This window comes from Flammeovirga pacifica, from assembly GCF_000807855.2.
GTDB classification, from domain to species: domain Bacteria; phylum Bacteroidota; class Bacteroidia; order Cytophagales; family Flammeovirgaceae; genus Flammeovirga; species Flammeovirga pacifica.
On sequence record NZ_JRYR02000001.1, the window covers coordinates 4,733,294 to 4,758,491 of the forward strand.

Genomic DNA, 25,198 nt, shown 5'->3' on the forward strand with positions numbered 1-25,198 from the left:
TATTGCCGATTGATATCAATTTTTTAAACTAAGAACACTTTATGAACAAGTTTACTTGTACAATTATTCTTTTATGCTCTCTTGTAGTGAGCACTTTTGCGCAAAAAAAGAAAAGCTATACCGAAACTATCGATCAAATATCTTTTGATATGATTTATGTAAAAGGAGGAACTTTTCAAATGGGAGATAGAAAAGGAGATTTAGTATTAGATACAGGAGAAAACCCTTCATTACCATTACGTGAAGTTAAAATTGATGGTTTTTTTGTAGGGAAATTTGAAGTAACTCAAGCATTATGGGAATCTGTAATGGGTAGTAACCCAAGTGAGCTTAAAGTAGGTAACCATCCTGTAGAGAGCGTCTCTTGGAATGATTGCGAAGAGTTTATCAAAAAATTAAATACTCTAACAGGAAAAGATTATCGCCTACTTACAGAAGCAGAGTGGGAGTATGTTGCTCGAGGAGGAAAAAAACATGAAAAGGATAAATCATCTATAGAAAATATTTCGAGTAGAGCTTGGGTGTTAAATAACGCCGATAATACACATCAAGAAGTAGGAACTAAAGCACCTAATGTATTAGGTATTTACGATTTACAAGGAAATGTTTGGGAATGGGTGAATGATTGGTACGCTGTTGATTCGTATAAAAAAACAGGCGAAGACAATCCACAAGGTGTTCAAAATGGTAAAGAAAAGGCGTACAGAGGTGGTTCATTTTTAAGTGATGAAAACTTTTGTAGACCTGCTTACAGAAATTATGACCTACCTGATATAAAACAAAAATTTTTAGGTTTAAGAATAGGGAGATCACTTTAAGTGATCTCTTTTTGTAACTCCTTTCTTTTTCTATATCCAATAAAATAAAATCCAGCAGGTGCAAATATCATAGTTGGTAAGGTTGAAAGTATTGGATTAGGAGTTCCTTTCAAAGAGTGGACTAAAAAGGTGGCAGTTATTGCTATTCCTGATGGAATAAGTACAGCTAAGATATATTTTTTATTTTCAGTATACCTTTCACAAAGTGCTGATACATATCCTCCAAACAAGAAAGTATATGCGGCTTGTTTAAGAGCTGCAGTTAATGATAAAGCTACTGATTTGCTATCAAGATAATTGATTGTAAAAACCATTACACCTAAAAATACTGCACCAGTAAGCCCATATCGTATACTCACATATTTATTAAAATAACTTGTTACTTTTCTCCACATATCAAACCAACTAATATTTAAACTTAAATCGGAAACCTTTTCGATGACAAAGAAAATACTTTTATGACTAAACAAGAAAATAAACAGCAATTTAGTAGTAAATGGGGAGTGATTTTAGCTTCTCTAGGTATGGCCATTGGAGCAGGTAACCTATGGCGTTTTCCTCGATTAGCTGGTCAGTACGGAGGTACTTTTATTATTTTATGGTTTCTTTTCTTATTTGTTTGGTCTATCCCAATTTTATTATCAGAGTTTTCAATTGGAAAAAAATATAAGAGTGGAGTAATATCTGCTTTTGCTCAAGCTGCGGGTAAAAAATACTCTTGGATGGGTTTCTTTATAACGATATGCACTTTAGGTATAACGTTTTATTACTCAGTAGTAACTGCTTGGGGACTAAGCTATGTAGGTCTGTCGTTTGATTTGATCAATGAACCTCAAGTGTTGAAAGGATTATCACAAGGGTATCTAGAGAGCTATTGGGAAAATATATCCACAGGGAATTTAAAAACCGTGGGTTTACATATTTTCTGTGTGCTTGTAGCTGTTGTGATGTTGTTTAGAGGTATACAACAAGGTTTAGAAAGAGTCAATAGAATATTAATACCCACTTTATTGACTTTGATTTTATTGGTAGCGGCAGTAGCATTATCCACCGAAAATGGTCCTAAAGGATTATCGTACATGTTTGCTATTAATCCCGATTTATTTTTTGATTCAAAAGTTTGGATTGAAGCAGTAACACAATCAGCTTGGAGCACAGGTGCAGGTTGGGGTTTGATGTTAACAATCGCATCTTATTCTAGAGAGAAAGAAGATGTGACCTTCAATATTTTAGTCAGTGGTATAGGAAATAATATAGCATCTATTATTGCAGGGGTGGCGATATTGCCCTCTGTTTTTGCAATTGCAGGATCAGACGAACAAGCGATATCATTTTTACAATCGGGTAATACAGCACTTACATTTACCATTATACCCTTGCTATTTGCAAAAATACCCTACGGAGAATTCTTTGGGATGGTCTTTTTTATAGCCTTTGCTATGGCTGCATTTAGCAGTCTAATAAGTATGACTGAGTTGTGTATTCGTACATTTACTGATTTAAAATTTAATCGTAAAAAAGCAAGTATCATATCTGCTATATTATGTATGGTTATGGGATTCCCGTCTGCTTATTCACTAGATTTCTTTTCAAATCAAGATTGGGTATGGGGCTTAGGGTTACTTATATCTGGTTTATTTATTGTTTTTGCTGTTCATCAAAATGGAGTAGAAACCTTTAAATCGGAGTACATAGATAAAGATTCTTCTATTAAGCTACCCAATTGGATGTACAAACTAACCATGTTTATTAATATACCTATTGGTCTATTTTTAATTTGGTGGTGGATGTCACAAGGATATTCTAATGAACCATGGTTTACAGAAGAAGGGGATTGGAATGTGTTTGATGTTTACTCTAATGCAACCATCATAACACAATGGGGACTTGTTTTTCTGATAGGTTTACTCATTAACAAGTGGTTGTACAAGAAATTTGTCGATGCCAATTAATACAATTATTATTGCATCAAACTATTTAAAACTACACAATCATGATTACCTTCCCTAATGCTAAAATTAATATCGGCTTAGGAATAACTGAAAAACGCACAGACGGGTTTCATAATATAGCTTCCTGTTTTTACCCTGTCAATTGGTGTGATATGTTAGAGATGATACCATCTAAAAAACTAATCTTCCAAAGTACAGGTATAGATATTCCTGGAAACCCTGATGGAAATTTGTGTTTAAAAGCTTATCACCTATTGAATGAGAAGTATGATATACCTCCAGTGCATATGCATTTACATAAGATAATTCCAATTGGAGCTGGCTTAGGTGGAGGATCTGCAGATGGAGCATTCGCTATAAAAATGCTTAACGATATGAATAGTCTTGATTTGAGTATAAAGGAAATGGAAGATTTCTCTGCTCAAATGGGAAGTGATTGTCCTTTCTTTATTGAAAATAAGCCAGTTTATGTAACAGGTAGAGGTGAGCTTTTTGATCATCTAGATTTGAGTCTTGAAGGAAAGCAGATTGTTTTAGTCAATCCAAACATTCATATCTCAACAAAAGAAGCCTATAGTGGAGTGGTTCCTCAAGCATTAACATATGCTCTAAAAGAAAGATTATTAAGCGATATTTCTTCATGGAAAGGAGTAGTAAATAACGATTTTGAAAATAGTCTTTTAGATCGCTATCCAATCATCAAGAAAATAAAAAATCAATTGTATGAACAAGGAGCACTTTATGCTTCTATGACAGGATCTGGCTCTACAATTTTTGGGATTTTTGATGAAGAAATAGATCTAAGTAATTATACTGAATTTATGGTTTGGTCAGGAAAACTAGACTAAGTTATATTGATATCATTATTAACGCTATCAGAATTAATTTTTTGATGGCGTTTTTTTGTGTTTGATCACTTTTGAAAAGATGACTTTTGTTTTCTTTTTTTAGAAACATTTCCCTTAAACAGAGTTTTGTATCATTAAATATTGTATAAGTAACACTACTTAAACCCTTGAATAGCAATGATTAAGTATCAAGACTCTTCTTAATAAAAATCAATGAAGCACTCTTGTTTAGATTCATTCAAAATAACCCTCTTATGATGAGGATTATTGTATCACGAACGATTGAGATATAATTTTGCAGAGAATTAATACAGAGAACTATCTCAAACAAATATTTTATCTAAACGTTAAATTTATATGAGTTGGCAGAAATCGCTGAGTAGTACAATCGGGAGAAAAATTATGATGTCTCTCTCAGGTATCTTACTCATCCTGTTTTTAGCAGGTCACGTGTCAGGTAACATGACTTTATTATTAGGAAAAGCAGACGCATTCAACGCTTACGCGCACTTTATGTCTACTAATCCTGCAGTTCAAGTTATCGCAAATGTTTTTAAACTATTCTTCGTAGGTCACATTTTTTATGCAATCCTTCTTACAAGGCAAAACAAAAAAGCAAGAGGTGGAGAAGCATACAAAGTATCTAACAAAGATGGTTCATCGGTATCTAAATACATGGGTGTTTTAGGTTCTGTTATCGGAGTATTCTTAGTAATTCACTTGAGCCAATATTGGGCAGTGATGCACGAATATGCAGGTACAATTGGAACTACTACAGTGGATGGTGTACAAATGAAAGATTTGTATTCAGTTGTAGCTACTTCTTACCAAAACCCAATGATTGTTGGAGGCTATGTAGTATCAATGATCATTTTAGCTTACCACTTATGGCACGGTTTCGCAAGTGCTTTCCAAACGTTAGGTATCAACAATAAGAGATATACACCAGTCATCTCTTTTGTAGGTAAAGCATATTCTATTATTGTTCCATTGTTATTCGCTGCAATTCCTGTAGCAATGTTTATCAACGGATAATTAGGAACAATTAGTTATTTACTTAACACAATAAAAATTAGAATAGAATGTCATTAGAATCAAAAATCCCTGCAGGCCCATTGGCCGAGAAATGGGAAAAACATAAATTCAACGTAAAGCTTGTTAACCCAGCGAACAAAAGAAAATTTACTATTGTCGTTGTTGGTACAGGTTTAGCAGGTGCATCTGCAGCTGCAACATTAGCAGAGTTAGGATATAACGTAGAAGCTTTCTGTTTCCAAGATTCACCACGTCGTGCTCACTCAATTGCAGCACAAGGTGGTATCAACGCAGCAAAGAACTACCAAAATGACGGTGACTCAGTTTTCCGTTTATTCTACGATACTATTAAAGGTGGTGACTACAGATCGCGTGAAGCAAACGTTCACCGTTTAGCTGAAGTTTCTACTGAAATTATTGACCAATGTGTAGCTCAAGGTGTTCCTTTTGCGCGTGATTATGGTGGGTTACTTGATAACCGTTCATTCGGTGGTGCTCAAGTATCTCGTACATTCTATGCACGTGGTCAAACTGGACAACAACTTTTATTAGGTGCTTACTCAGCGTTATCAAAAATGATCAACACTGGTAAAGTAAAAATGCACTTACGTAAAGAGATGTTGGACGTAGTTACTGTTGATGGAGCAGCAAAAGGTATTGTTACTCGTGATTTGGTAACTGGTAAAATCGAATCTCATGCAGGTCATGCAACATTGCTTTGTACAGGTGGTTACGGTAACGTATTCTTCCTTTCTACAAATGCGATGGCATCAAATGGTTCTGCAGCATGGAGAGCTTACAAGAAAGGAGCGAAATTCGCTAACCCTTGTTTCACTCAGATTCACCCAACTTGTATTCCTGTACACGGTGACTATCAATCAAAATTAACTTTGATGTCAGAGTCATTGCGTAACGATGGTCGTGTTTGGGTTCCAAAAGACAAGAAAAACCAAAAAATCACTGCAGCTAACGCTGTTAAACTTCCTGAGGAAGAAAGAGATTACTATTTGGAAAGAAGATACCCATCATTTGGTAACTTAGTACCTCGTGACGTAGCCTCTCGTAATGCGAAGATGGTATGTGACGAAGGAAGAGGTGTAGGTGTAACTGGTCTTGCAGTATTCCTAGACTTCGCTGATGCTATCAAACGTGATGGAAAGGCAACAATCGCAGCGAAATATGGTAACTTGTTTGATATGTACAAGCAAATTACTGATGATGATCCGTACGAAGTACCAATGATGATTTACCCTGCTGTTCACTACACAATGGGTGGTCTTTGGGTAGATTATAACTTATCTACTAACGTACCTGGTCTTTACGCTTTAGGTGAGGCTAACTTCTCTGACCACGGTGCTAACCGTCTTGGTGCTTCTGCACTAATGCAAGGTCTTGCAGATGGTTACTTCGTAATTCCTTACACAATTGGTGATTACATTGCTACTCTACCTTTAGGAAAGGCTGTTGATAAATCTCATCCAGCATTTGCTGAAGCTGAGAAAGCGGCACAAGGTCGTATCGATAAACTTCTTAGCATCAAGGGTAATCAAACTCCTGATGATCTTCATAAGAAATTGGGTCACATTATGTGGGAATACTGTGGTATGTCACGTAACAAAGAGGGCTTAGAAAAAGCGCGTGGTTTGATCCAAGAATTACGTGTTGAATTCAACCGTGACTTGAAATTGATTGGTTCTAATGAAGAATTGAACATGACGTTAGAAAAAGCGTTACGTTTAGAAGACTTCTTAGAATTAGGTGAATTGATGGTTATTGATGCACACAACCGTTCTGAATCTTGTGGTGGTCACTTCCGTGAAGAATCACAAACTGAAGAAGGTGAAGCACTTCGTAAAGACGATGAGTTTAATTATGTAGCTGCTTGGGGTTACGCAGGTGAAGGAAAAGATCCTGAGTTAACTAAGGAGGTACTTGAGTTTGAAAACGTGAAATTAACTCAACGTTCTTACAAGTAATCTAAATGCGGGTTGATGGTCAACTTGTTGATCATCAGTCTGTCTGAAACAATTCAACGTACAGGTTGTTGAAAAAACACAACCTAATTAATTTGAAGATCATGGCAGGAGAAACAATAAATATTAAACTTAAAATCTGGCGTCAAGCAGGTCAAGGTAAACCTGGCAAGTTTGAGTCATATGAAGTAAACGACGTATCAGTTGATATGTCATTCCTTGAGATGTTAGACGTTCTTAACGAGAACGAATTAAAAAAGGGTAACGATCCAGTACACTTTGATCACGATTGTCGTGAAGGTATCTGTGGTATGTGTTCTCTTTATATTAACGGTAAACCTCACGGACCGAAGCATGGTATTACAACTTGTCAGTTGCACATGCGTACGTTCAAAAATGGTGAAACTATCGTTGTTGAGCCTTGGAGAGCATCTGCATTCCCTGTGCTTAAAGATTTGATGGTTGACCGTACTGCATTTGAAAGAATTCAACAAGCAGGTGGATATGTAACAATATCTACAGGTGGTGTTCCAGATGCAAACGAAATTGCTATTCCTAAAACTGTAGCAGACGAAGCAATGGATGCTGCTCAGTGTATTGGTTGTGGTGCTTGTGTTGCCGCTTGTAAAAATGCATCTGCGATGTTATTTACAGCAGCTAAAGTATCTCAGTTAGCAGTGTTACCTCAAGGTAAAGCAGAACGTAAGCGTCGTGCTTTAGCAATGTTAGAGCAACACGATTCTGAAGGATTCGGTGCTTGTACTAACACAGGTGCTTGTGAGGCTGTTTGTCCGAAAGAAATCTCTATCACTCATATCGCAAGATTGAACAGAGAATTTACTCGTGCAGCATTCTCAGGTTCTGAAACAGATTACACGAACTAATTTAACGTTTTAGTTATATTTGAAGGGTTAAGCATGTTTTTGCTTAGCCCTTTTTTGTTATTAAAAGTAGAAATATTCACTCTATCAATCTTATAAAAAAGTTATTTATTTTGTTGTGAAAATTAGCAACTGTTTACAAAGAAATACGTATAACTTATTATGTGTCAAATCAAATACTAAATAATGAAATCAACAGCAGTATCGTATATTTTATGTATATTTTTCGGTGTATTGGGTATCCATCGTTTCTATTTGGGTAGGCCTTTATCGGGTATTTTGTACTTATGTACAGGCGGTCTCTTCGGTATTGGTTGGATAGTAGATTTATTCTTTATTCCTACAATGGTTGAAGCCGAAAATGGTAAAATGAGATTTTAATAATCAATAGCAATTATTGCTAAGAAGAAGTGATCAAATAATTTAATTGGATCACTTTTTTTGTGAGTAAAGAGTTATTATTGAAATAAAAAAGGTGATAAAGTCAGAAACTCTATCACCTTTACACTTACTAATCTATTCAATTATCTTCCTAAAGAAGATTGCCAATTTTGATTTCGATAAAATACATTCTTGGAGAAATAGGACCATAAACAAATGCAGCATCACGATCAGAACCACTAAGGAACTGACTTTGCATTTGATTGAAAATATTCTTTACTCCTGTACCAATTTGAATGTTAGCATTCTTACCTAACTTAGTTCTGTAAGATACTTTAGCACCCATGTCAAAGAATGATTCTGATTCTATCAGTCTTTCATTTTCAACTAATTCTCCATTCATATAACCTCCAGGAAGTAAAGGAACATACATACTTCCAGTATATACACCAGTTAATGATGTAGTCCATTTTTGAGCAGGCTTATAGTTTAATGTGATAGAACCATACTGATTAGGTGTTCTAAGAATTTCTTTAGAAACACTAGTATCCTCATCACCCCATTGGTTGTCTTCTTCATAGCGAGAAGATTGAATGGTATAAGCACCTTGAACATTAAACTTTTCTGATGGTGCTATTTTTGCCTCTAGGTTAATTCCTTGCACTATAGCATCAGAAGTTGAATTCCTTTTCCAATTGTAAAATATTTCATTACCATCTTCATCTTCATCAACAACAAATTGATTATCGAAACGATCAAATATTCTTGTATGGAAACCTTCTACTAAGAAGTAGGTTTGAGTATTACCAATTTTCTTTTCAAGATCCCAAGCTAAGTTATAAGATAATGAACGTTCAGCTTTTAGGTTAGGATCAAGAACTGTTCTTACGGCCTGTCCACCTGCTACCTCAACGTGTAGATCTTCTGAGAACATTTGAGGAGCTCTAAAGCCTGTAGCTATACCACCTCTTAACTGCATGTCTTTAGTAAGATTATATTTTAGGTTTAATCTAGGGTTGAAAGAAGTAACATTTTTATTGTTATCTACATTTTCAAAATCCTTGATCATCACATAGTCCATTCTTGCACCTAATAAAACAGATAGTTTATTGCCTTTCCATTCATTCTGAGCAAAAATGGCCATTGTTTGAGACTCCTGATTAGAAACTGGGATATCATTTGTCTGTTCGTTGGCTTCAGGATCAAAGTAACCTAATTTTTTATCATAGATATTATCATAGATATATTCAGCACCTACAACAAAATAAGAATCAGCATTTAGCATACGACCTAAATTGAAGTTCATTTGAGCACCTCCTACATAAGTTAAGCCAGTAGTTAAACCATAGCCATCTAATGCTTGGTTTGCGCCGTAATAACTATCTCTATTTACATATTGTAAGTTAGAGTAAGCGTTAAGGTGTTTCTTTTTGTCAGCACTAAACCAATCATAATTTAAACCACCACTAACAATACTCATGTTGATCCATTCAGTAATGTCAGTTTCATGAGGGGCTTTATCAAATTTATTACCACCACGGCGGTCTTCATGAATATATCTAAAATCTGCTGTAAGCTTATTTTGATCATTAAAAGAATGATAAGCTTTAGTTCCTACTGAAATCGTTTTTAATTGAGGTAATTCTGAAAAATCATCTTTTATCGCATCTCCAGTTGGCTGGTCATTATCATCTAATTTGTACCAAACATCATTAGGATTTGCATTCCAATGGTCTCTATTTCTATATGATCCATAAACATATGCACCTGTTTTCTCATTTTTAGAAACTAGAGAAGTATTAAAGTATAGGTTGTAATCATTTGATTTACCATCGATAGTACCAAAGTTAGTACCTACCTCATAGCTATTAAATTCAGGAGCCTTAGTGATAATATTGACTGTACCTCCAATAGCGTTTGCACCAAACAGTACAGAACCACCTCCTCTAACAACTTCAATTTGATCGACCATAGAAACAGGAATTTGCTCCAAGCCATAAACACTCACTAAACCATTAAAAAGTGGTCTAGAATCCATTAGTATTTGTGTATATGGACCTTCTAAACCATTTAATCGAAGTGATGAAGAACCACAGTTACCACAAGTATTTTCTACTCTTGCCCCAGAAACAAAATTTAAACCATCTGCTACCACTTTAGAGCTAGAGACATTAAATATTTCTTGATTAACCACATTAACTACAGCAGCTGTTTCTTTTCTAGATTGTTCTCTTCGATTACTAGAAACAACAACTTCATTTAATTGTAATAAATCTTTATCAAGCTGTATATGTAATTCATCTGCATTATTTTTAGCAGTATAATTTACAGTGATAGGAGAATAACCAACAGCAGAAACTGTAATAGTATATTCTCTTCCTTTTTCTAAAGCTAATGAGAAATGACCGCTTTCATCTGATGATGTACCAAAAGTACCTCCATTTACTGAAATAGTTGCGAAAGGGATATGTTCGTTGTTAGATGTAATATGTCCTCGTATATTAATTTTCGTATCACTAAATGAAAACGAAAATATGAATGCAAATAATAAAGTGAGATAAACTCTCATAAGTAAATAATTTTTTATTAAGTAGTTTTATAACTGTTGATGATACAAAAGTATACAATTTTTAGGTAAGCCTAAAAATTTTTCTCGATAAAATTATAAATAATAATAAATGTGATTTAAATATGCCTAAATAATAAATTGATTTCACCTAATTTTTGTACTTAAATAATTGATAATAAATAAAATGAAAAAACTACTATTTCTAATGCTTTTAGTTTTGACGATAGCTTGTCAAAAGAAAAAAGAAAGTGAAAAGACGAAAAATACTGTAATATTGGTATCAATTGATGGTTTCAGGTATGATTATTCATCCTTATATCATACACCAAATTTAGATCTACTTGCAAAAAAAGGAGTGAAGGCAAAATCATTGATACCTTCTTACCCTTCCAAAACCTTTCCTAATCATTATAGTATTGTAACAGGCCTTTATCCACAAAACCATGGTATTGTTCATAATGTTTTTTATGATGTAGATCGTGAGCAAAAGTATCATATTGGTTTAGAAAAAAAGGATGCAACTTGGTGTAAAGGTATTCCTCTTTGGAATTTAGCTGAGCAGCAAGGAGTGAAATCAGCATCTTTTTATTGGCCTATTTCTGATGCTCGAGTAGGGGGAATGCAATCAACTTACTTTTATAAGTACAATAAGTCGACTCCTTATGAAGAAAGAATTGATCAGATAGAACAGTGGTTAGCGATGGATAAAACTATTCGCCCTCAATTTATATCACTTTATTTTTCATTGGTCGATACTCAAGGACATCGATTTGGTCCAAAAAGTAATGAAGTGAAAGAAGCTGTAGAGTATGTAGACGATATTATTGGTCAATTAAATCAAGTTATTGAAAATAGTAATCAAGAGATAGATTTAGTGATAGTGTCGGATCATGGAATGATTCAAGTAGATAGAAAACATCCTATAATAATAGAGAATATCACCGATTTTAAAGGATATAATGTAGTCAATGCAGGAGGGTCTCAGTTGTTTTTATATCAAACTGATAAAAGTAGGGAATTACAGGATATGAAAAGCATTTTAGAGAAAGATGAAAATTTTAAGGTTTATCTAAAAAATGAAATGCCAGAGAGGTTACATTATAATAAGGGACAAAGAATACCTGATATTATTTGTGAAGTTCAAGCAGGTAAATGTTTTATTCATAAAGGAAATGATTTACGGAAAGTAAATGGAATGCATGGTCTAGATCCTTATACTAATAAAGAAATGCATGCTATCTTTTATGCAGTTGGTCCACATTTTAAGAAAGGGGTAGAAATTGATGCTTTTGAAAATGTGAATATTTATCCTGCAATAGCAGAGATTTTAGGTCTTTCTATTGATCATGAAATTGATGGTTCAATAGAAGTAATGAGTAAAGTGATGGAAAAATAACGGGTTAATTTACATATATGTATTGAATCCCGTAAATAAAATCACATCTATTATAGTGTAAGAATAGATTTGATTTACCTTATTTACGGGATTCTATACATCTTTAGTTCTACTAAATTATACTTTAGTATAACACAAAAATAATCTAGATGGGCTCTTCACCATAAAAATAGGGAACAGGTTGTAATAGAGCATCAGGCATTTCTTCTTTTACTTTATCACTATAATCTTTTATTAAGTAGTTCCAACGTAGGGCAGCTTCATTATAGTAACCTCTTGTGAAAATATCTCTATTGTACGCATTATCAATACTTTCAACTAACATCGATGGGCGAGGGTATTTTTCAAATCCTCCTACCGATTTTTCTAATTCCCCGATGCTTTCTAAAAGGTTTTGAACAGCTTTATCATAAGCTACCATCTTATCATTATTGCCTAGAGATGTAGCATTATAACATAGGTTTTCTACTGCTTTTATTGCAGTCTCTAAGTCAGTTCTATTTTTTTGAGTAACAGTTACGCCTGATAGGACTAAATCATCCATGATTTGTTTGGAGAAATTGACTTTTAGTTTCTCAGAAGCCAAAGCTTCATTTAATAGAGAATCAAGTTCTTGATGTAAGACATTAGAGTTTAACTCTTTAATGTTAACATCGTCTTCTAATCGATATCCTTCGTATTCTGTTTCTTCTTCTTTATTATCAGCTTGTTTTTTTTGATCACACCCAAAAGTAAAAATGGCAAGAAGGACGATGATACTATATTGTTTAATATTCATTTTGATTAATAATTTATGTTTACCTCTCAATATCAAATAAAAGACCAAAACTAATTCATTATGATTTTTTCATTTCTGAGGAAATCATACAATGTAAACATCCTAAGCTGATAATAAGATAACCAATACTCTTTTAAAGCAGCAAGGTATTCTCTGGTGGCAGCATCTTTATCTCTTAAAGTAATATTCAAATCTGTGACACTAATTTTCCCCACCAAATACCGTTGTCTAGCAATTTCATAACTTCTTTCTGCAATATCCTTTGCTCTTTCTGTGGATAATGCTTTGTTTCTAATAATTGGAATTTGCCTTGCTAGCATGTAGATATTTTGTGTAAATAATTGCTCTTCTTGTTGTACTGTACTTTCTACTAAACGTTGGTTGGAAATGGCAGTTTCCACAGCCGATTTACGACGTCCCCAATCAACTAATGGAATATTAAAGCCTAAACGAAATTGTTGTTGATTGTTGGGATCATGATAAATACCTGTAGGATCAGATGCTTGTTGGGTTAATCCAAATTGACCATTTAAATTGATTTGTAAGCCAGCGTCACCCTTCGCTTTGGCAACGTCTCTTTCAGCTTCTAACCTCTTTCTTTTAAAACTAATATATTGTTGACGGTTTACTTGTGCTTCTTGAATGGCAATATCAGTACTGATGGTCATATTAGGTAGTTCTTTAGGAAGAGATAGGGTGGCATTATCTGTGTTTGGTGGTAGCCCCAAGAAAGTTTTTAAAGTAAGAGAAGATCTTTCTACATCCAAGTTGGCAGATTGTAGGTTTCGTTCTGCTGTTATCACATTTAATTCTAATTGAAGAAGTTCATTTTCAGCAATTTTGCCTAAGTTATATCTGCCTTTTCCTATTTTAAAGATCGTGTCATTATTGGCTAAATTGGTGGTAGCTACTTGTTGACTTACCTGAGCAAGGAGCATATCAAAGAAATATCCAGTAGCATCATAGGCTACATTTTCCATTTCTTCAACAAATCTTTTTTGAGATTCTTCGTATTTAAGTGGTTCAATTTTCTTATTCCATTTAAATGGATTATACGTAAAAAGTGGTTGATTGAAACCTACCACTAATGGTTGTCCTGCGTAGCTAGTACCTTGATTTGTCCCTTCAAAATTATCTATTCTTTGTATGGTAGATCCAAAATAAATCGATCCCCCAGTTAACCCTACATTTTGTTGCAACGATAAATTGACATCCGAATTGGCAACACTTACCGCTCTAAATTCTGTGGATCCATCGGGCTGCGTAATGGGTGCAATCGAACGATTGAAATTGGGGAGATTACCATTTAACACTAATTGAGGTAGGTAAACGGATTTAAATTGTTTATAAAGCCAATAGTTGTTTTCTTTTCTGTTTTCTGCTTGTTGGGCAGAAAGCGATTGTTCTTTGGCAATACTAATTACTTGATCAAGCGTAAAAAGCTTCATTTCTTGAGCAAAAGAAGATTGACATATCAGTAATGCTAGAAGAGTTTTGAATATATATTTCATGAAGATTAAGTCGATTGTTGTCTTTAGTTATTCGTATCGTAATGATTCTATTGGATCTTGATTAGCGGCTTTACGAGCCGGCGAAATTCCAAAAATTATCCCAATAGAAGTGGCTACTCCAAAAGAGATTAAGACAGAAGAGAAAGAAACGATGGTAGGAATATCGGCCACACTAGCAATAATTGTTGCCATTATAAATCCTAATATTACTCCAATCGTACCTCCAGATAAACTGATTAATACAGCTTCTAATAAAAACTGAAGGATAATATCTTGTTTTTTGGCACCTAAAGAAATCCTTAAACCTATTTCTTTAATTCTTTCTAATACCGAAGCAAGCATGATATTCATGATACCAATACCTCCAACAATTAAAGATATAGAGGCAATCGCACCCAAAACAATATTGAAAATGTCTTTGGTTCTTTGTTGTTGTTTTAAAAGCATTTCTGGTATAGAAATTTCAAAATCTACCTTATCGAAATGTCTACGAGTTAGCATTTTTTGAAGTACTTCTGCTGCTAATGATAAATCTTTAGACTCTGTCATTTGTATCACAATTTTATCTAATTGATGATAATTGACTGCTTTTTTCTCTTGCACTTTATTTTGTGCAGCATCAGAAGCGGCTTTTTGAATATCAGATTTAGTAACTTTAGCTCTATCTTTATATCGTATTAGCATGGTATTGATAGGAATATAAACATCCATATTGGCGTTTCTAATCCCTAGCTTTTCGAGATTTTTTGACGATACCATTCGTTCCTTCAATACCCCAATAACCGTGAGCCATTGCCCACCACATTTTATTTGCTTACCAATAGGATTTTCTTTGCTAAAAAATCTAGTTTGTAATCCTCTACCTATAACACAGACAGGTTTTCCGAATTTGAAATGTGTATTATTAAAGAAATTACCTTCATTTATTTCATGATTATAGATCTCAAAATAAGCATTCTGAACGCCAATTAATTTTGTAGATCTTCTTACACCATTTTTAATAATATAAGTATCTAATTCAATTTCAGGACTTATTTTCTGTACATTGGGTAATGTATTTGTAATATTATTTAAATCTAAAAGACTTAAACCTGGGGAAAATTTATTCTTATCATTACTGTCATCACCTTCTTGTATTTTTTCTTCACTTTGTTCTTTTACAGGAGAAATGACAATGTTATTTACTCCAACCAATTTCATTTGGTCAAGTATTTCTTTTTGTGCTCCTTGTCCTACGGCAAGCATCGCAATTACAGCCCCTACACCAAAGATAATTCCTAAAGCGGTTAAAAAAGATCTTAAAGTATTGGCTAAAATTGCTTCAAAAGCAATAGACAGGTTAATTAATATTCTTTCTGTCATCATTATTCCAAAGAAGATATTTTTTCACTTACAGAGTTGGGAGTAGTTAAGGAGATTTCATCTCCATCTGAAAGACCAGCTAGAATCTGAATATCTTGATCATTCATTAATCCGGTTTTAACTTCGTATTTAGAAAAGCCACCAACTGTTTTTTTATAAACGAAAGTCAGAGAGTCACCTTCAGTATGTAATGCTTCTATAGGAATTAGCAATGCATTTTCTACTTCACCCGTTTGAATAATATTTGATGTTGTCATAGAAGGCCTAAGTGTGCTATCCGTTTCATTTACTATAATTATAACTTCAAAAACTTTAGCATCAGAATTAGGTTTCTGCTCTCCTACGTTAGCTACTTTTGTTACTTTTCCGGTCAATTTTTTATCAGGAAAAGCGTCTAGCCCGATAATAACGGATTGATTTTTACTAATTTTCCTAATATCAACCTCATTGACATACGTTTTTGAGATCATCACAGATAAGTCGGGTAATGTGGCAACAACAGGGTCCCAAGCTCTAATATTAGTACCTTCTTTTTTCTTTTTGCCATCCCAATCTTTAGCATAAATGACCATACCCGATTCAGGAGCCATAATCGTAAACTCACTAAATAAATCTTGTAGAAAAGTCACTTTGCTTTTAGCTTGGCTTAACGTTGCATTAGCTTCGCGCATTTTAGCACTAAGCTGCTTTTGTTTGACTAAATAATTTGTTTTCGTTTGCTTTAGATCTCTATTAGCTTTGATTACTTCTATTTCTGCTTGTTTGATTGTAGCAGGAGGTTCGAAAGCAGATTGTTCTAGTGCTAACTTTTTTTCTTGAACAGTAAATTCCAGGTTAATTATTTTATCTCTTTCTTGGCTTAACTGTAATGCGGTATCTAATTGTGTTTGTTCCCATTGAGATTCTGCTTTCGTTAAATCAGTTTGTTTCTGTTCTAATTTGTCAGCAAGAGAAGAAGCATCTAGTTGTGCTACTTGATCTCCTTTTTGAACAACTGTTCCTTCTGGGACTAAACTATTGATTTTTGTTTCCCAAATTTGAGCTTGCCTCATGCCAAGAGGCCCTTGTATTTCTACAAAATTTTTCGCTTCTAATTCTCCAGTGGTACTTACATTAATGTAGAGATTATCTATACGTGCCTTAGAAAGTAAAACTTCTTCTGATGTTTTACTGGAAAAGAGATAGATAGTAATAGAGATTAGAGTTAAAGCCACTAGGCCTACTATTTGTTTTTTATTCATTAGTTGGTTTGCTGAAGATATATGAATAGACTGAATAATTTGACACTATAATTTTGTAAAAACCTGACAATAAGTAATGATTAATTGTATTAAGCTTTGTTAATCTGGAGATATTACTATCAAAATAACTTCAAGTATTTTAAAACAAATAAAAAGAAAATAGTCTCTTTGTATTAATATCATCAAAAACGGCTTCAAAACTTGAGTAATCTTTATATATTTGTGCTCATTTTTGTGGGCAATATGTGTTGTCCTTTTTTATTGAACATTTAAACTACCACGCAAGTGAAAAGGATTAAAATAAAAGACTTGCTGGCATCAGGAGAAATCGGTGCCAAAGTAACTGTTAAAGGATGGGTTAGAACATTCAGAAGTAATCGTTTTATCGCTTTAAATGACGGTTCTACTATCAATAATATACAAGCAGTGGTAGATTTTGAAAATACAGACGAAGATCTACTAAAAAGATTAACTACAAGTGCTGCAGTGAGTATCGATGGTACTGTAGTAGAATCTCAAGGTAAAGGTCAACGTATAGAAATTACTGTTGATACTTTAGAAATACTAGGTGATGCAGATCCGGATGAATATCCACTTCAACCTAAAAAACACTCTTTAGAGTTTTTAAGAGAGAAGGCGCATTTACGTCCTCGTACACAGACTATGAGTGCTGTTTATAGAGTTCGTAACGCTTTAGCTTACGGAATTCATAAATTCTTTAATGAGAAAGGATTTATGTATATGCATACACCAATCATTACAGGTTCTGATGCAGAAGGAGCAGGGGAAATGTTTAAAGTAACAAACGTTGATCTTAAAAATCCTCCGCTAACAGAAGAAGGTGAAATTGACTTCAAAGAAGATTTCTTTGGAAAAGCTGTGAATCTTTCAGTATCTGGACAGTTAGAAGCAGAAGTAGGTGCAATGTCTATGGGTGAAGTGTATACTTTTGGCCCAACATTTAGAGCTGAAAATTCTAACACAACACGTCACTTAGCAGAATTCTGGATGATTGAACCAGAGATGGCTTTTTATGATTTGGATGACAACATGGACTTAGCAGAGGAGATGATCAAATATTTGATTGACTTTGCAATGGAACAGTGTCCTGATGATTTAGCTTTCTTAGATCAGAGATATGCACAAGAGCAAAAATCAAAACCTCAAAACGAAAGATCAGATTTAGGTCTTTTAGACCGTTTGAAATTTGTATCTGATAATAACTTTGAGCGTTTAACTTATACAGAAGCAATTGATGTATTAAAGCGTTCTAAACCTTTCAAAAAAGGTAAATTTAAATATCCAGTAGATTGGGGTATTGATTTACAATCTGAACACGAACGTTATCTTGTAGAAAAGGAATTCAAGAAGCCAGTAATTCTAACAGATTATCCTAAAGACATCAAATCATTTTATATGAAACAAAATGACGATGGGAAAACTGTAAGAGCAATGGATGTTTTATTCCCAGGTATTGGTGAAATTATCGGTGGATCTCAAAGAGAGGATTCGTTAGAGAAATTAACTACAAGAATGGACGAAATGGGAGTACCTCATGAAGAACTTTGGTGGTACCTTGAATTACGTAAATTTGGAACAGCACCTCACTCAGGTTTTGGTTTAGGTTTCGAAAGAATCGTATTATTCGTTTCAGGTATGTCAAATATCAGAGACGTAATTCCATTCCCTCGTGCTCCGAAAAGTGCAGATTTCTAGAATAAGACTTATATAAGTTAACTATATTGAAGCCGTTGATAAGTATCAGCGGCTTTTTTTATAAACTTAAACACCTTTTTTAATTCAGTCTTAATCCTTTAACTTACCTATTACCTATTACCTATTACCTATTACCTATTACCTAGAATAAATATGGCATACGACGAGTATTTAGGAGAACGTATAACCCGATGGTTTCAAGAACAGAAAGTGGATTTCTTCCCCAAGAAAATGATGGGAGGGTTAATTTTTATGGTGAATAATAAAATGTGTTGTGGTATTCATATAGACAAAAAGTTTGGGGATAGTTTACTAATGGCTAAAATTGGAGAAGAGCAATATGCACAAGAAATACATAAAGCTGAAACCCTCCCAATGGACTTTACAGGAAGACCAATGAAAGGGTTTATATTTATCAAGCCCGAGGGGTTTGATATGGATGAACAATTAGAATATTGGTTAGAAAAATCCTTAGATTACAATATCCAACTGTATGGATAATTGATCTAGGAAATTTTTTCTAATCGAATGATTTTACCTTAGTGGTTGAATTATCAACAGGTCTCCAACCTAGGTCTTCATAGAATTTATAGGTATATTTTTTCCAGGTAATATCACCTGATTCTTTATCAACTTTTTTCTTTCTCCAAATTAATAGACATTCATTTCCATCTGAGTAATCTGTATATACTCTAACAAAATCAGAACCTTCATTTAAATTATCAAATAAAATATTGTCTGTAGTTTTATCAACAATCATTTTATGATGTTTACCATCTTTGAAAATTTCTAATGTTCCATTATTGGCAACACCATTAATAAATGGAGCTGTTTTTACTTTTGGTGGAGTATTCATGTGATCATAATTTCTATTAGATTCTTTACCATGATCACCACCATCAGCAAAAGTGAATGATGAGATAAATAATAAAACTAAAACCGATATAATTGAATACTTTTTCATGACATTTTTTCTTTGTTCACTTACTTATATCGAAGAATTTAAAATGTCACCTATAAAAAAAGGTTATCTCAAAAAAAATGAGACAACCTATCCAATTTATAACAATAACCAATACTACTAACCAATATTGTTTTTTAACACAGTAAGTCAATTACTTATAGGATTTTACTTGATTTGTTGTGTTATCAATGGGTCTCCAACCTATTGTAGAATATTCCTTATAAGTAAATTTAGACCAAGTGATTTCACCTGTTTTATTATCTTTCTTTTCTTTTCTCCAGATAATTAAGCAATCTTTTCCATCTGTTTGATCTGTGTATATTCTAACATAATCTGTTTCTTCATTTAAACCATCGAATAGAATATGATCCGTCTTACTATCAATAATCATCATGTGTTTACGACCTTCTTTAAATAGCTCTAATGAAGTTTCATTAGCAAGACCTTTAATAAAGGGTGATGATACATCTTTTGGAGCAGTATTCATATGATCATATTTTTCACTTTTATTCTTTTCTTCACCTTCCTCACCATGATCAGCCATAATGAATAATGAAATAAATAGAAAGGGTAATGTGATAAGTAGCTTTTTCATAATATAATTGTTTGAATGTAAACTAAATAACGACTTACCTAAATGAAAAGATGTTTAACTTTAAACAAATTAACATAAAATGTGTTTTTCAATAAAAAAAGGTTGATCATAGACCAACCTTTATGTTTAAAGTGCTTGTTAGTAAGTTTATTTAAATGCTTTTACTATAGTGGTTTTATTATCCACAGGCCTCCAACCTACATTGGGGATTTTTTTATAAGTATATTTTTTCCAAGTGATTTTGCGATTCTTTTTGTCATACTTCTTAATTCTCCAAATGATTGCATTGGTAGTATGATCCCTTTCATCATTAAAAACCCTGACAAAGTCTTTTCCTTCAATAATTCCATCAAATAAAATATTATCAGATGATTTTTCGACCAACATTAAATGGTTCTTTGTATCACTATATATTTCTAATGTTGGATCTGCAGCAACACCTTTAATAAAAGGTGCAGTCTTAACTTTTGGCGGAGTTGCTAAATGATCATAATTACTTTTTTTATGCTTAGGATGTTTTCCATCATGATGATTTAATGATAATGCATAAATATTTGAACTGAAAAGTAGTAGCAGGCAGAAAATAGAATTTTTTAAAATATTCATAATATTATTAATGTAAGGTGTATAGTATATTGATAATCAGTATTATTACAATTAAATAAACCACTCACCCTCACCTTATTAAGATCTATTAAAATATCTTACCTTTGTATGCATTATAATCATACATCAAACACACTTTCCTGTTTTATATGTCAACCCTTATCATAAGAGAAATACAAAAAGAGGATGATAGCATTATTGCCTCTATTATTAAAAAATCGTTGGAAGAACATAAAGCAAATTTACCCGGTACCGCTTATTTTGATGAAAACCTAGGAAGGCTGTCTCAGTTTTATAAAGAAGAAAGTAATTCTGCATATTTTATTGCAGAATGGGACGGACAAATAGTAGGGGGTGCCGGAATAGGTAAAATAATCGGTAATACTTCAAATATCTGCGAATTACAAAAAATCTATTTGTCTTCTTCTTACAGAGGGAAAGGTATAGGTATGGCTTTAATGAAAAAATGTCTAGATTTTGCAAAGTCTGAACAATACAATGCATGTTATTTAGAAACTATGCCTCAATTGGTGGGAGGGTTAAATCTCTATAAAAAAATGGGATTCGAATTATTAGATCAACCTTTAGGTAACACATCTCATCATGCTTGTCAGATTTGGATGCTTAAATCTTTTAAATAATCAATTATGCCTAATATTCAGTCTTCCTATTCTCCTGGTTTTTTGTATCGAAATAGACACATTAATACAATTTTTGCAAATAGAATTCGTCCTCAAACAGTAGCACCCTATGTTAGAAAAAGGTTTCACTCTGAGGATGGCGATTTTTATGATGTTGATACCGTATTAAATGATCATTCTACAGCCATTGTTCTTATGCATGGACTTGAAGGATCTTCTCAGTCAAGCTATATTCTTGAAATGGCACATCATTTTTCTGATAAGTATGATGTTTGGGCAATGAATCATAGAAGTTGTAGTGGGGAACCTAATCTTCTTTATTCATCTTACCATAGCGGGCACACAAAAGATTTAGCAGCATTGATTAACTATTTAGAAGAGCGTTATCAATCTGTAATATTACTAGGGGTAAGTCTTGGAGGAAACATTACTTTATTACATGTAGGGCAGTTAGGAGATGCAATATCCAAAAAAATTAAAGCAGTGATAGGCATATCTGTTCCTGTTCAATTAAATACTGCAGCTAAAGTGCTACAGAAATCAAAAAATTTGATATACCTTCAAGACTTTCTAGTATCTTTGAAGGGAAAAGTTATACCTAAACTAGAGAAATATAATAAGAGTCAAGAATTAATCAACAAAATTCGTAAAGCAAAAACTTTTGTAGAGTTCGATAGTCTTTATACTGGTCCAGCTCATGGATTTAAAGATGCAGAAGATTATTGGACACAATGTAGTGCAGAGCAATATTTACAACGTATAGCAATACCTACATTATTAGTTAATGCTAAAGACGATCCTTTTCTATCTGATGAATGCTACCCATTTGAAAAAGCAGAAAATAATGATGATCTGTTTTTGGAAACACCAAAGTATGGTGGACATGTTGGCTTTCTAACTTCATATAAAAGTAAAAGGTGGTATTTAACTAGAGTAGATGAATTTTTGATGGAACATTTAAAGAAAAATTAGAATGATTGGATTTTTATTCACCATACTAGGAATAATTACAGCAGTTACCACATGGATCATATTCAAAGACAATGATCTAATTAGATATTCAGGTCTAATCGTATCTTTTTTATTTTTTGTGTACGGAGCTTACCTAAAAAATAAATATATGATTAAATTAAAGAAAGAAATGAACGAAAAATTGGAAGCTGCTAAGAAAAAAAGAGAGATGGAAGCAAATAAGACAGCATAGAGCTGTTATTTTATTGTTTACTGTAATAAGCCCCTTTTTACTATAAAAACAGTGTTTTTATCTTAATTGTTTACTTAGTGATAACAGATGTTGACCATTTGATGGCGAACCATTTTTGCGTTTCTACGTCTAAAAGATCATGTTTGTGAAACAATACATCACAAATTAATAATCTTATCAAAAGAGTTATTACTTACAACAATGAAAAGAACACTTACATTAATTTTCGGTACACTATTATTATTAGCTAATGTAGTATCCGCAAAAAGCAAAACAACCATTGACCGTGTAGAACCTGCCTTTTGGTGGGCAGGTATGGTGAACCCAGAATTACAATTACTAATTCATGGTAATAATATTTCTGATCTAGATGCCTCTTTATCTTATGAGGGAGTGTTATTAGATCAAGTAATAAAAGTCGAAAGCCCTAATTACCTTTTCTTAAATCTTACTTTAAAAGAAGATGTTAAACCTGGTAAATTCCCTATTGAGTTTAAAAATGCTAAAGGTAAAGTAGTTTTTACTTATGAGTACGAACTTAAACAAAGAAGAGAGGGATCTGCTCAAAGAGAAGGTTTTAATAATAAAGATATCATGTATTTGATTACACCTGATAGATTTGTCAATGGTGATGAATCTAACGATACTGTAGATAGTATGTTAGAAGGTGTTGATCGTGAAAATAAAGGTGGTCGTCATGGTGGTGATATCCAAGGTATCATCGATCATTTAGATTACATTCAAGATCTTGGTTTTACTGCTCTTTGGATTAATCCTCTTTTAGAAAATAACATGGAATCTTATTCTTACCATGGCTACTCAACTACAGACTACTACAAAATCGACCCTAGATATGGTTCTAATGAATTGTATGTTACATTAGTAGAAGAGGCTAAAAAGAGAGGAATCAAAATAATCATGGACCAAATCGAAAACCACTGTGGTTTAAATCACTGGTGGACAAAAGATTTGCCTACAGCAGATTGGTATAACTACCAAGAATTAAAAGATAAGCCTGTTACATCTCATCAAAGAGTAACCTTAGCAGACCCTTATGCAACTGAAGGGGATAAGAGAAGACATGCAGATGGTTGGTTTGTAGATACAATGCCTGACCTAAACCAAAGAAATTCATTATTAGCAACTTATTTAATTCAAAATTCTATTTGGTGGGTTGAATACGCTGATTTAGGTGGTATCCGTCAAGATACTTATCCGTATCCAGATGCTGAATTTATGTCTGATTGGTCTGGTAAAATCATGGCTGAGTATCCTAACTTTAATATCGTTGGAGAGGAGTGGACATCTAATCCTGCTTTGGTATCAAGATGGCAAAGAGGTAAAGTGAATCAAAATGGTTATGTTTCAAATAGCCCTTCAATGATGGACTTTCCAATTCAAGAATCATTGGTTAATTCTTTGAACAAAGAAAAAGAACCATATACTCAAGCTTTTAATGGATTATATGAAATGTTATCCAATGATTTCTTGTATCCAGATCCATTTAATTTAGTTACATTCCCTGATAACCATGATACTCCTCGTTTCTGGGATCAGGTCAATCATAACTTTGATTACTTTAAAACAGGTCTAGTATATATTTATACTACTAGAGGTATTCCTCAAATCTATTACGGTACTGAAATTGTGATGGGTAATAATGATCCTGCAGGTGACCATGGTTTAATTAGAGAAGATATGCCTGGCGGTTGGGCTGGTGACAAAGCCAATGTTTTTGAAGGCAAAGGCTTGACAGATCAACAAAAGGAAGCAATGGATTTAGTGAAAAAGTTAACCAACTTTAGAAAGAATACCACTGCTTTACAGGATGGGGAATTGAAGCACTTTTCTCCAGTGAACGAAGTATATGTAATGTTCAGATTCGATGATAAGACTAAAGTGATGTCTATCTTTAATAAGAATACTGAAGAAACTACAATTAACTTAGATCACTATCAAGAAGTATTAATGGGAGCTAAAAAAGCAACTGATGTTATTTCTGGTAAAACATATGATCTTACTTCAGGAACAATCAAAGTTCCAGCTAATTCTGGAACCATGTTAGTTGTTGAATAAAAAGTAGAAATATGATTTGACAAAAGGACCTCATAAATTAGTTTTATGAGGTCCTTTTGTGTCATAAAGATGAATTATTGCTCTTAATGTTAACATCAAACAACTTTTTTCAGAAAAAAGACAAAAAAGTTATAATTTTGTTGTTCATAGTGCAATGCAGATTGTCACATATACGAAAGCAACAGTTACAAACGTAATGAATAGAAACATTTATTTTATCGCTATTTCATTCGTTTTTATTTTCAATGCTTGTATATCGTTAAGTAATGAAGATGATGTATTAATATCTGATCCCATTGATAATGTTTTTCATGATTTAGAAACATTAGGTGTTCAAGATTCGTCTTCAGAATTATCGGTAAGAGTGAAAATACTAGGATGGAATAGATCAAAAAGATCTGATTATAAATTTCAATATCTTTTAATTAATGATTCAACACTTGAAACCGTAGATCAACAATTGATCTCTTATGATGATTTAATCATTAAAGATAATGTTTTAAGTAAAGATTTATTTTTCGAGAATCTTGATAGTGCTACTTTATACCTTTTAGAACTTAAAAGTATCTTAGGTGATCAAACATCAAATGCAGATACATATGAACTTGCTACAAAAGGATATTATGCAGATTCAACAATTGTGGAATAGTA

At 33.2% G+C, this 25,198-nt stretch carries 24 protein-coding genes; 15 read left to right on the forward strand and 9 right to left on the reverse strand.

All coding sequences use genetic code 11. The annotated features are described in order from the left end of the window. The first annotated feature begins 41 nt into the window (after window positions 1-41). The gene (locus tag NH26_RS18820) at window positions 42-818 is read left to right on the forward strand and encodes a formylglycine-generating enzyme family protein (RefSeq protein WP_044223518.1); all 777 of its coding nucleotides are present in this window, start codon (window positions 42-44) and stop codon (window positions 816-818) included. Here the strand turns inward: NH26_RS18820 and NH26_RS18825 are convergent. Further along, window positions 815-1,288, reverse strand: coding sequence for a hypothetical protein (locus NH26_RS18825; protein WP_044223520.1), 474 nt, complete (start codon window positions 1,286-1,288; stop codon window positions 815-817). The genes NH26_RS18820 and NH26_RS18825 overlap by 4 nt on opposite strands. On the opposite strand from NH26_RS18825, the gene NH26_RS18830 reads away from it, so the two are divergent. The 6 genes from NH26_RS18830 (at window position 1,277) to NH26_RS25770 (ending at window position 7,888) form a co-directional block, all read left to right on the forward strand. Further along, the gene (locus NH26_RS18830; protein ID WP_044223521.1) at window positions 1,277-2,770 is read left to right on the forward strand and encodes a sodium-dependent transporter; all 1,494 of its coding nucleotides are present in this window, start codon (window positions 1,277-1,279) and stop codon (window positions 2,768-2,770) included. The genes NH26_RS18825 and NH26_RS18830 overlap by 12 nt on opposite strands. A 41-nt stretch (window positions 2,771-2,811) precedes the next feature. Then, window positions 2,812-3,618: a 4-(cytidine 5'-diphospho)-2-C-methyl-D-erythritol kinase gene (ispE, locus tag NH26_RS18835; protein WP_044223523.1), complete on the forward strand. Its 807-nt coding sequence runs from the start codon at window positions 2,812-2,814 to the stop codon at window positions 3,616-3,618. 357 nt (window positions 3,619-3,975) lie between these two features. Further along, a complete protein-coding gene (locus tag NH26_RS18840; RefSeq protein ID WP_044223526.1) occupies window positions 3,976-4,653 on the forward strand; it encodes a succinate dehydrogenase cytochrome b subunit in 678 nt (225 codons plus the stop codon). A gap of 47 nt (window positions 4,654-4,700) precedes the next feature. Then, window positions 4,701-6,629: a fumarate reductase/succinate dehydrogenase flavoprotein subunit gene (locus NH26_RS18845; RefSeq protein WP_044223528.1), complete on the forward strand. Its 1,929-nt coding sequence runs from the start codon at window positions 4,701-4,703 to the stop codon at window positions 6,627-6,629. A 116-nt stretch (window positions 6,630-6,745) separates the two neighbouring features. Beyond that, window positions 6,746-7,510: a succinate dehydrogenase/fumarate reductase iron-sulfur subunit gene (locus NH26_RS18850; protein ID WP_044223631.1), complete on the forward strand. Its 765-nt coding sequence runs from the start codon at window positions 6,746-6,748 to the stop codon at window positions 7,508-7,510. A 183-nt stretch (window positions 7,511-7,693) separates the two neighbouring features. Beyond that, complete coding sequence (locus NH26_RS25770) at window positions 7,694-7,888, forward strand: TM2 domain-containing protein (protein ID WP_044223530.1); 195 nt, start codon at window positions 7,694-7,696, stop codon at window positions 7,886-7,888. A gap of 151 nt (window positions 7,889-8,039) precedes the next feature. Here NH26_RS25770 and NH26_RS18860 read toward each other — a convergent pair whose 3' ends face one another. After that, window positions 8,040-10,457, reverse strand: a complete 2,418-nt coding sequence (locus NH26_RS18860; RefSeq protein ID WP_044223532.1) for a TonB-dependent receptor — start codon at window positions 10,455-10,457, stop codon at window positions 8,040-8,042. Window positions 10,458-10,641: 184 nt separating this feature from the next. Between NH26_RS18860 and NH26_RS18865 the strand changes: the two genes are divergently transcribed. Further along, window positions 10,642-11,853: an alkaline phosphatase family protein gene (locus tag NH26_RS18865; RefSeq protein WP_044223534.1), complete on the forward strand. Its 1,212-nt coding sequence runs from the start codon at window positions 10,642-10,644 to the stop codon at window positions 11,851-11,853. Window positions 11,854-11,998: 145 nt separating this feature from the next. Here the strand turns inward: NH26_RS18865 and NH26_RS18870 are convergent, their stop codons facing one another. Genes NH26_RS18870 through NH26_RS18885 form a run of 4 tightly spaced genes read right to left on the reverse strand, consistent with a single transcriptional unit; the run spans window position 11,999 to window position 16,745 of the window. Further along, complete coding sequence (locus NH26_RS18870; RefSeq protein WP_071397208.1) at window positions 11,999-12,631, reverse strand: hypothetical protein; 633 nt, start codon at window positions 12,629-12,631, stop codon at window positions 11,999-12,001. Between the two features lie 50 nt (window positions 12,632-12,681). Beyond that, window positions 12,682-14,142 (reverse strand): TolC family protein, encoded by a 1,461-nt coding sequence (locus NH26_RS18875; protein WP_044223539.1) that lies wholly within the window; start codon window positions 14,140-14,142, stop codon window positions 12,682-12,684. A gap of 27 nt (window positions 14,143-14,169) precedes the next feature. Next, window positions 14,170-15,504, reverse strand: a complete 1,335-nt coding sequence (locus NH26_RS18880) for an ABC transporter permease (protein ID WP_084812279.1) — start codon at window positions 15,502-15,504, stop codon at window positions 14,170-14,172. 2 nt (window positions 15,505-15,506) lie between these two features. Next, on the reverse strand, window positions 15,507-16,745 hold the full coding sequence (locus NH26_RS18885; RefSeq protein WP_044223542.1) for an efflux RND transporter periplasmic adaptor subunit: 1,239 nt from the start codon (window positions 16,743-16,745) through the stop codon (window positions 15,507-15,509). 285 nt (window positions 16,746-17,030) lie between these two features. Between NH26_RS18885 and asnS the strand changes: the two genes are divergently transcribed. Both asnS and NH26_RS18895 read left to right on the forward strand, forming a co-directional pair. Next, on the forward strand, window positions 17,031-18,461 hold the full coding sequence (gene asnS, locus NH26_RS18890; RefSeq protein ID WP_044223544.1) for an asparagine--tRNA ligase: 1,431 nt from the start codon (window positions 17,031-17,033) through the stop codon (window positions 18,459-18,461). 153 nt (window positions 18,462-18,614) lie between these two features. After that, complete coding sequence (locus NH26_RS18895; RefSeq protein ID WP_044223547.1) at window positions 18,615-18,962, forward strand: TfoX/Sxy family protein; 348 nt, start codon at window positions 18,615-18,617, stop codon at window positions 18,960-18,962. Between the two features lie 19 nt (window positions 18,963-18,981). On the opposite strand, the gene NH26_RS18900 is transcribed toward NH26_RS18895, so the two are convergent. From NH26_RS18900 to NH26_RS18910, 3 genes are all read right to left on the reverse strand, one after another. Next, window positions 18,982-19,425, reverse strand: coding sequence for a hypothetical protein (locus tag NH26_RS18900; RefSeq protein WP_044223549.1), 444 nt, complete (start codon window positions 19,423-19,425; stop codon window positions 18,982-18,984). A 151-nt stretch (window positions 19,426-19,576) separates the two neighbouring features. Further along, window positions 19,577-20,020 (reverse strand): hypothetical protein, encoded by a 444-nt coding sequence (locus NH26_RS18905; RefSeq protein WP_139263170.1) that lies wholly within the window; start codon window positions 20,018-20,020, stop codon window positions 19,577-19,579. 147 nt (window positions 20,021-20,167) lie between these two features. Further along, window positions 20,168-20,626: a hypothetical protein gene (locus tag NH26_RS18910; RefSeq protein WP_044223553.1), complete on the reverse strand. Its 459-nt coding sequence runs from the start codon at window positions 20,624-20,626 to the stop codon at window positions 20,168-20,170. 149 nt (window positions 20,627-20,775) lie between these two features. Between NH26_RS18910 and NH26_RS18915 the strand changes: the two genes are divergently transcribed. The 5 genes from NH26_RS18915 (at window position 20,776) to NH26_RS18935 (ending at window position 25,196) form a co-directional block, all read left to right on the forward strand. Then, window positions 20,776-21,267: a GNAT family N-acetyltransferase gene (locus NH26_RS18915; RefSeq protein WP_044223555.1), complete on the forward strand. Its 492-nt coding sequence runs from the start codon at window positions 20,776-20,778 to the stop codon at window positions 21,265-21,267. Between the two features lie 6 nt (window positions 21,268-21,273). Continuing rightward, window positions 21,274-22,239, forward strand: coding sequence for a YheT family hydrolase (locus NH26_RS18920; RefSeq protein ID WP_044223557.1), 966 nt, complete (start codon window positions 21,274-21,276; stop codon window positions 22,237-22,239). A gap of 1 nt (window position 22,240) precedes the next feature. Beyond that, window positions 22,241-22,471, forward strand: coding sequence for a hypothetical protein (locus tag NH26_RS18925; RefSeq protein WP_044223559.1), 231 nt, complete (start codon window positions 22,241-22,243; stop codon window positions 22,469-22,471). A gap of 201 nt (window positions 22,472-22,672) precedes the next feature. Further along, window positions 22,673-24,547 (forward strand): glycoside hydrolase family 13 protein, encoded by a 1,875-nt coding sequence (locus NH26_RS18930; RefSeq protein ID WP_044223561.1) that lies wholly within the window; start codon window positions 22,673-22,675, stop codon window positions 24,545-24,547. A 196-nt stretch (window positions 24,548-24,743) separates the two neighbouring features. Then, window positions 24,744-25,196 (forward strand): single stranded DNA-binding domain-containing protein, encoded by a 453-nt coding sequence (locus NH26_RS18935; protein ID WP_139263171.1) that lies wholly within the window; start codon window positions 24,744-24,746, stop codon window positions 25,194-25,196. Window positions 25,197-25,198 lie beyond the last annotated feature (2 nt).

What these genes read in the sequence shown, in the direction of transcription:
- NH26_RS18820 (WP_044223518.1), top strand. Translation starts at nt 42, where the DNA reads ATGAACAAGTTTACTTGTACAATTATTCTTTTATGCTCTCTTGTAGTG.
- NH26_RS18830 (WP_044223521.1), top strand. Translation starts at nt 1,277, where the DNA reads ATGACTAAACAAGAAAATAAACAGCAATTTAGTAGTAAATGGGGAGTG.
- ispE (WP_044223523.1), top strand. Translation starts at nt 2,812, where the DNA reads ATGATTACCTTCCCTAATGCTAAAATTAATATCGGCTTAGGAATAACT.
- NH26_RS18840 (WP_044223526.1), top strand. Translation starts at nt 3,976, where the DNA reads ATGAGTTGGCAGAAATCGCTGAGTAGTACAATCGGGAGAAAAATTATG.
- NH26_RS18845 (WP_044223528.1), top strand. Translation starts at nt 4,701, where the DNA reads ATGTCATTAGAATCAAAAATCCCTGCAGGCCCATTGGCCGAGAAATGG.
- NH26_RS25770 (WP_044223530.1), top strand. Translation starts at nt 7,694, where the DNA reads ATGAAATCAACAGCAGTATCGTATATTTTATGTATATTTTTCGGTGTA.
- NH26_RS18860 (WP_044223532.1), bottom strand. Translation starts at nt 10,457, where the DNA reads ATGAGAGTTTATCTCACTTTATTATTTGCATTCATATTTTCGTTTTCA.
- NH26_RS18865 (WP_044223534.1), top strand. Translation starts at nt 10,642, where the DNA reads ATGAAAAAACTACTATTTCTAATGCTTTTAGTTTTGACGATAGCTTGT.
- NH26_RS18870 (WP_071397208.1), bottom strand. Translation starts at nt 12,631, where the DNA reads ATGAATATTAAACAATATAGTATCATCGTCCTTCTTGCCATTTTTACT.
- NH26_RS18875 (WP_044223539.1), bottom strand. Translation starts at nt 14,142, where the DNA reads ATGAAATATATATTCAAAACTCTTCTAGCATTACTGATATGTCAATCT.
- NH26_RS18880 (WP_084812279.1), bottom strand. Translation starts at nt 15,504, where the DNA reads ATGACAGAAAGAATATTAATTAACCTGTCTATTGCTTTTGAAGCAATT.
- NH26_RS18885 (WP_044223542.1), bottom strand. Translation starts at nt 16,745, where the DNA reads ATGAATAAAAAACAAATAGTAGGCCTAGTGGCTTTAACTCTAATCTCT.
- NH26_RS18895 (WP_044223547.1), top strand. Translation starts at nt 18,615, where the DNA reads ATGGCATACGACGAGTATTTAGGAGAACGTATAACCCGATGGTTTCAA.
- NH26_RS18900 (WP_044223549.1), bottom strand. Translation starts at nt 19,425, where the DNA reads ATGAAAAAGTATTCAATTATATCGGTTTTAGTTTTATTATTTATCTCA.
- NH26_RS18905 (WP_139263170.1), bottom strand. Translation starts at nt 20,020, where the DNA reads ATGAAAAAGCTACTTATCACATTACCCTTTCTATTTATTTCATTATTC.
- NH26_RS18910 (WP_044223553.1), bottom strand. Translation starts at nt 20,626, where the DNA reads ATGAATATTTTAAAAAATTCTATTTTCTGCCTGCTACTACTTTTCAGT.
- NH26_RS18915 (WP_044223555.1), top strand. Translation starts at nt 20,776, where the DNA reads ATGTCAACCCTTATCATAAGAGAAATACAAAAAGAGGATGATAGCATT.
- NH26_RS18920 (WP_044223557.1), top strand. Translation starts at nt 21,274, where the DNA reads ATGCCTAATATTCAGTCTTCCTATTCTCCTGGTTTTTTGTATCGAAAT.
- NH26_RS18925 (WP_044223559.1), top strand. Translation starts at nt 22,241, where the DNA reads ATGATTGGATTTTTATTCACCATACTAGGAATAATTACAGCAGTTACC.
- NH26_RS18930 (WP_044223561.1), top strand. Translation starts at nt 22,673, where the DNA reads ATGAAAAGAACACTTACATTAATTTTCGGTACACTATTATTATTAGCT.
- NH26_RS18935 (WP_139263171.1), top strand. Translation starts at nt 24,744, where the DNA reads ATGAATAGAAACATTTATTTTATCGCTATTTCATTCGTTTTTATTTTC.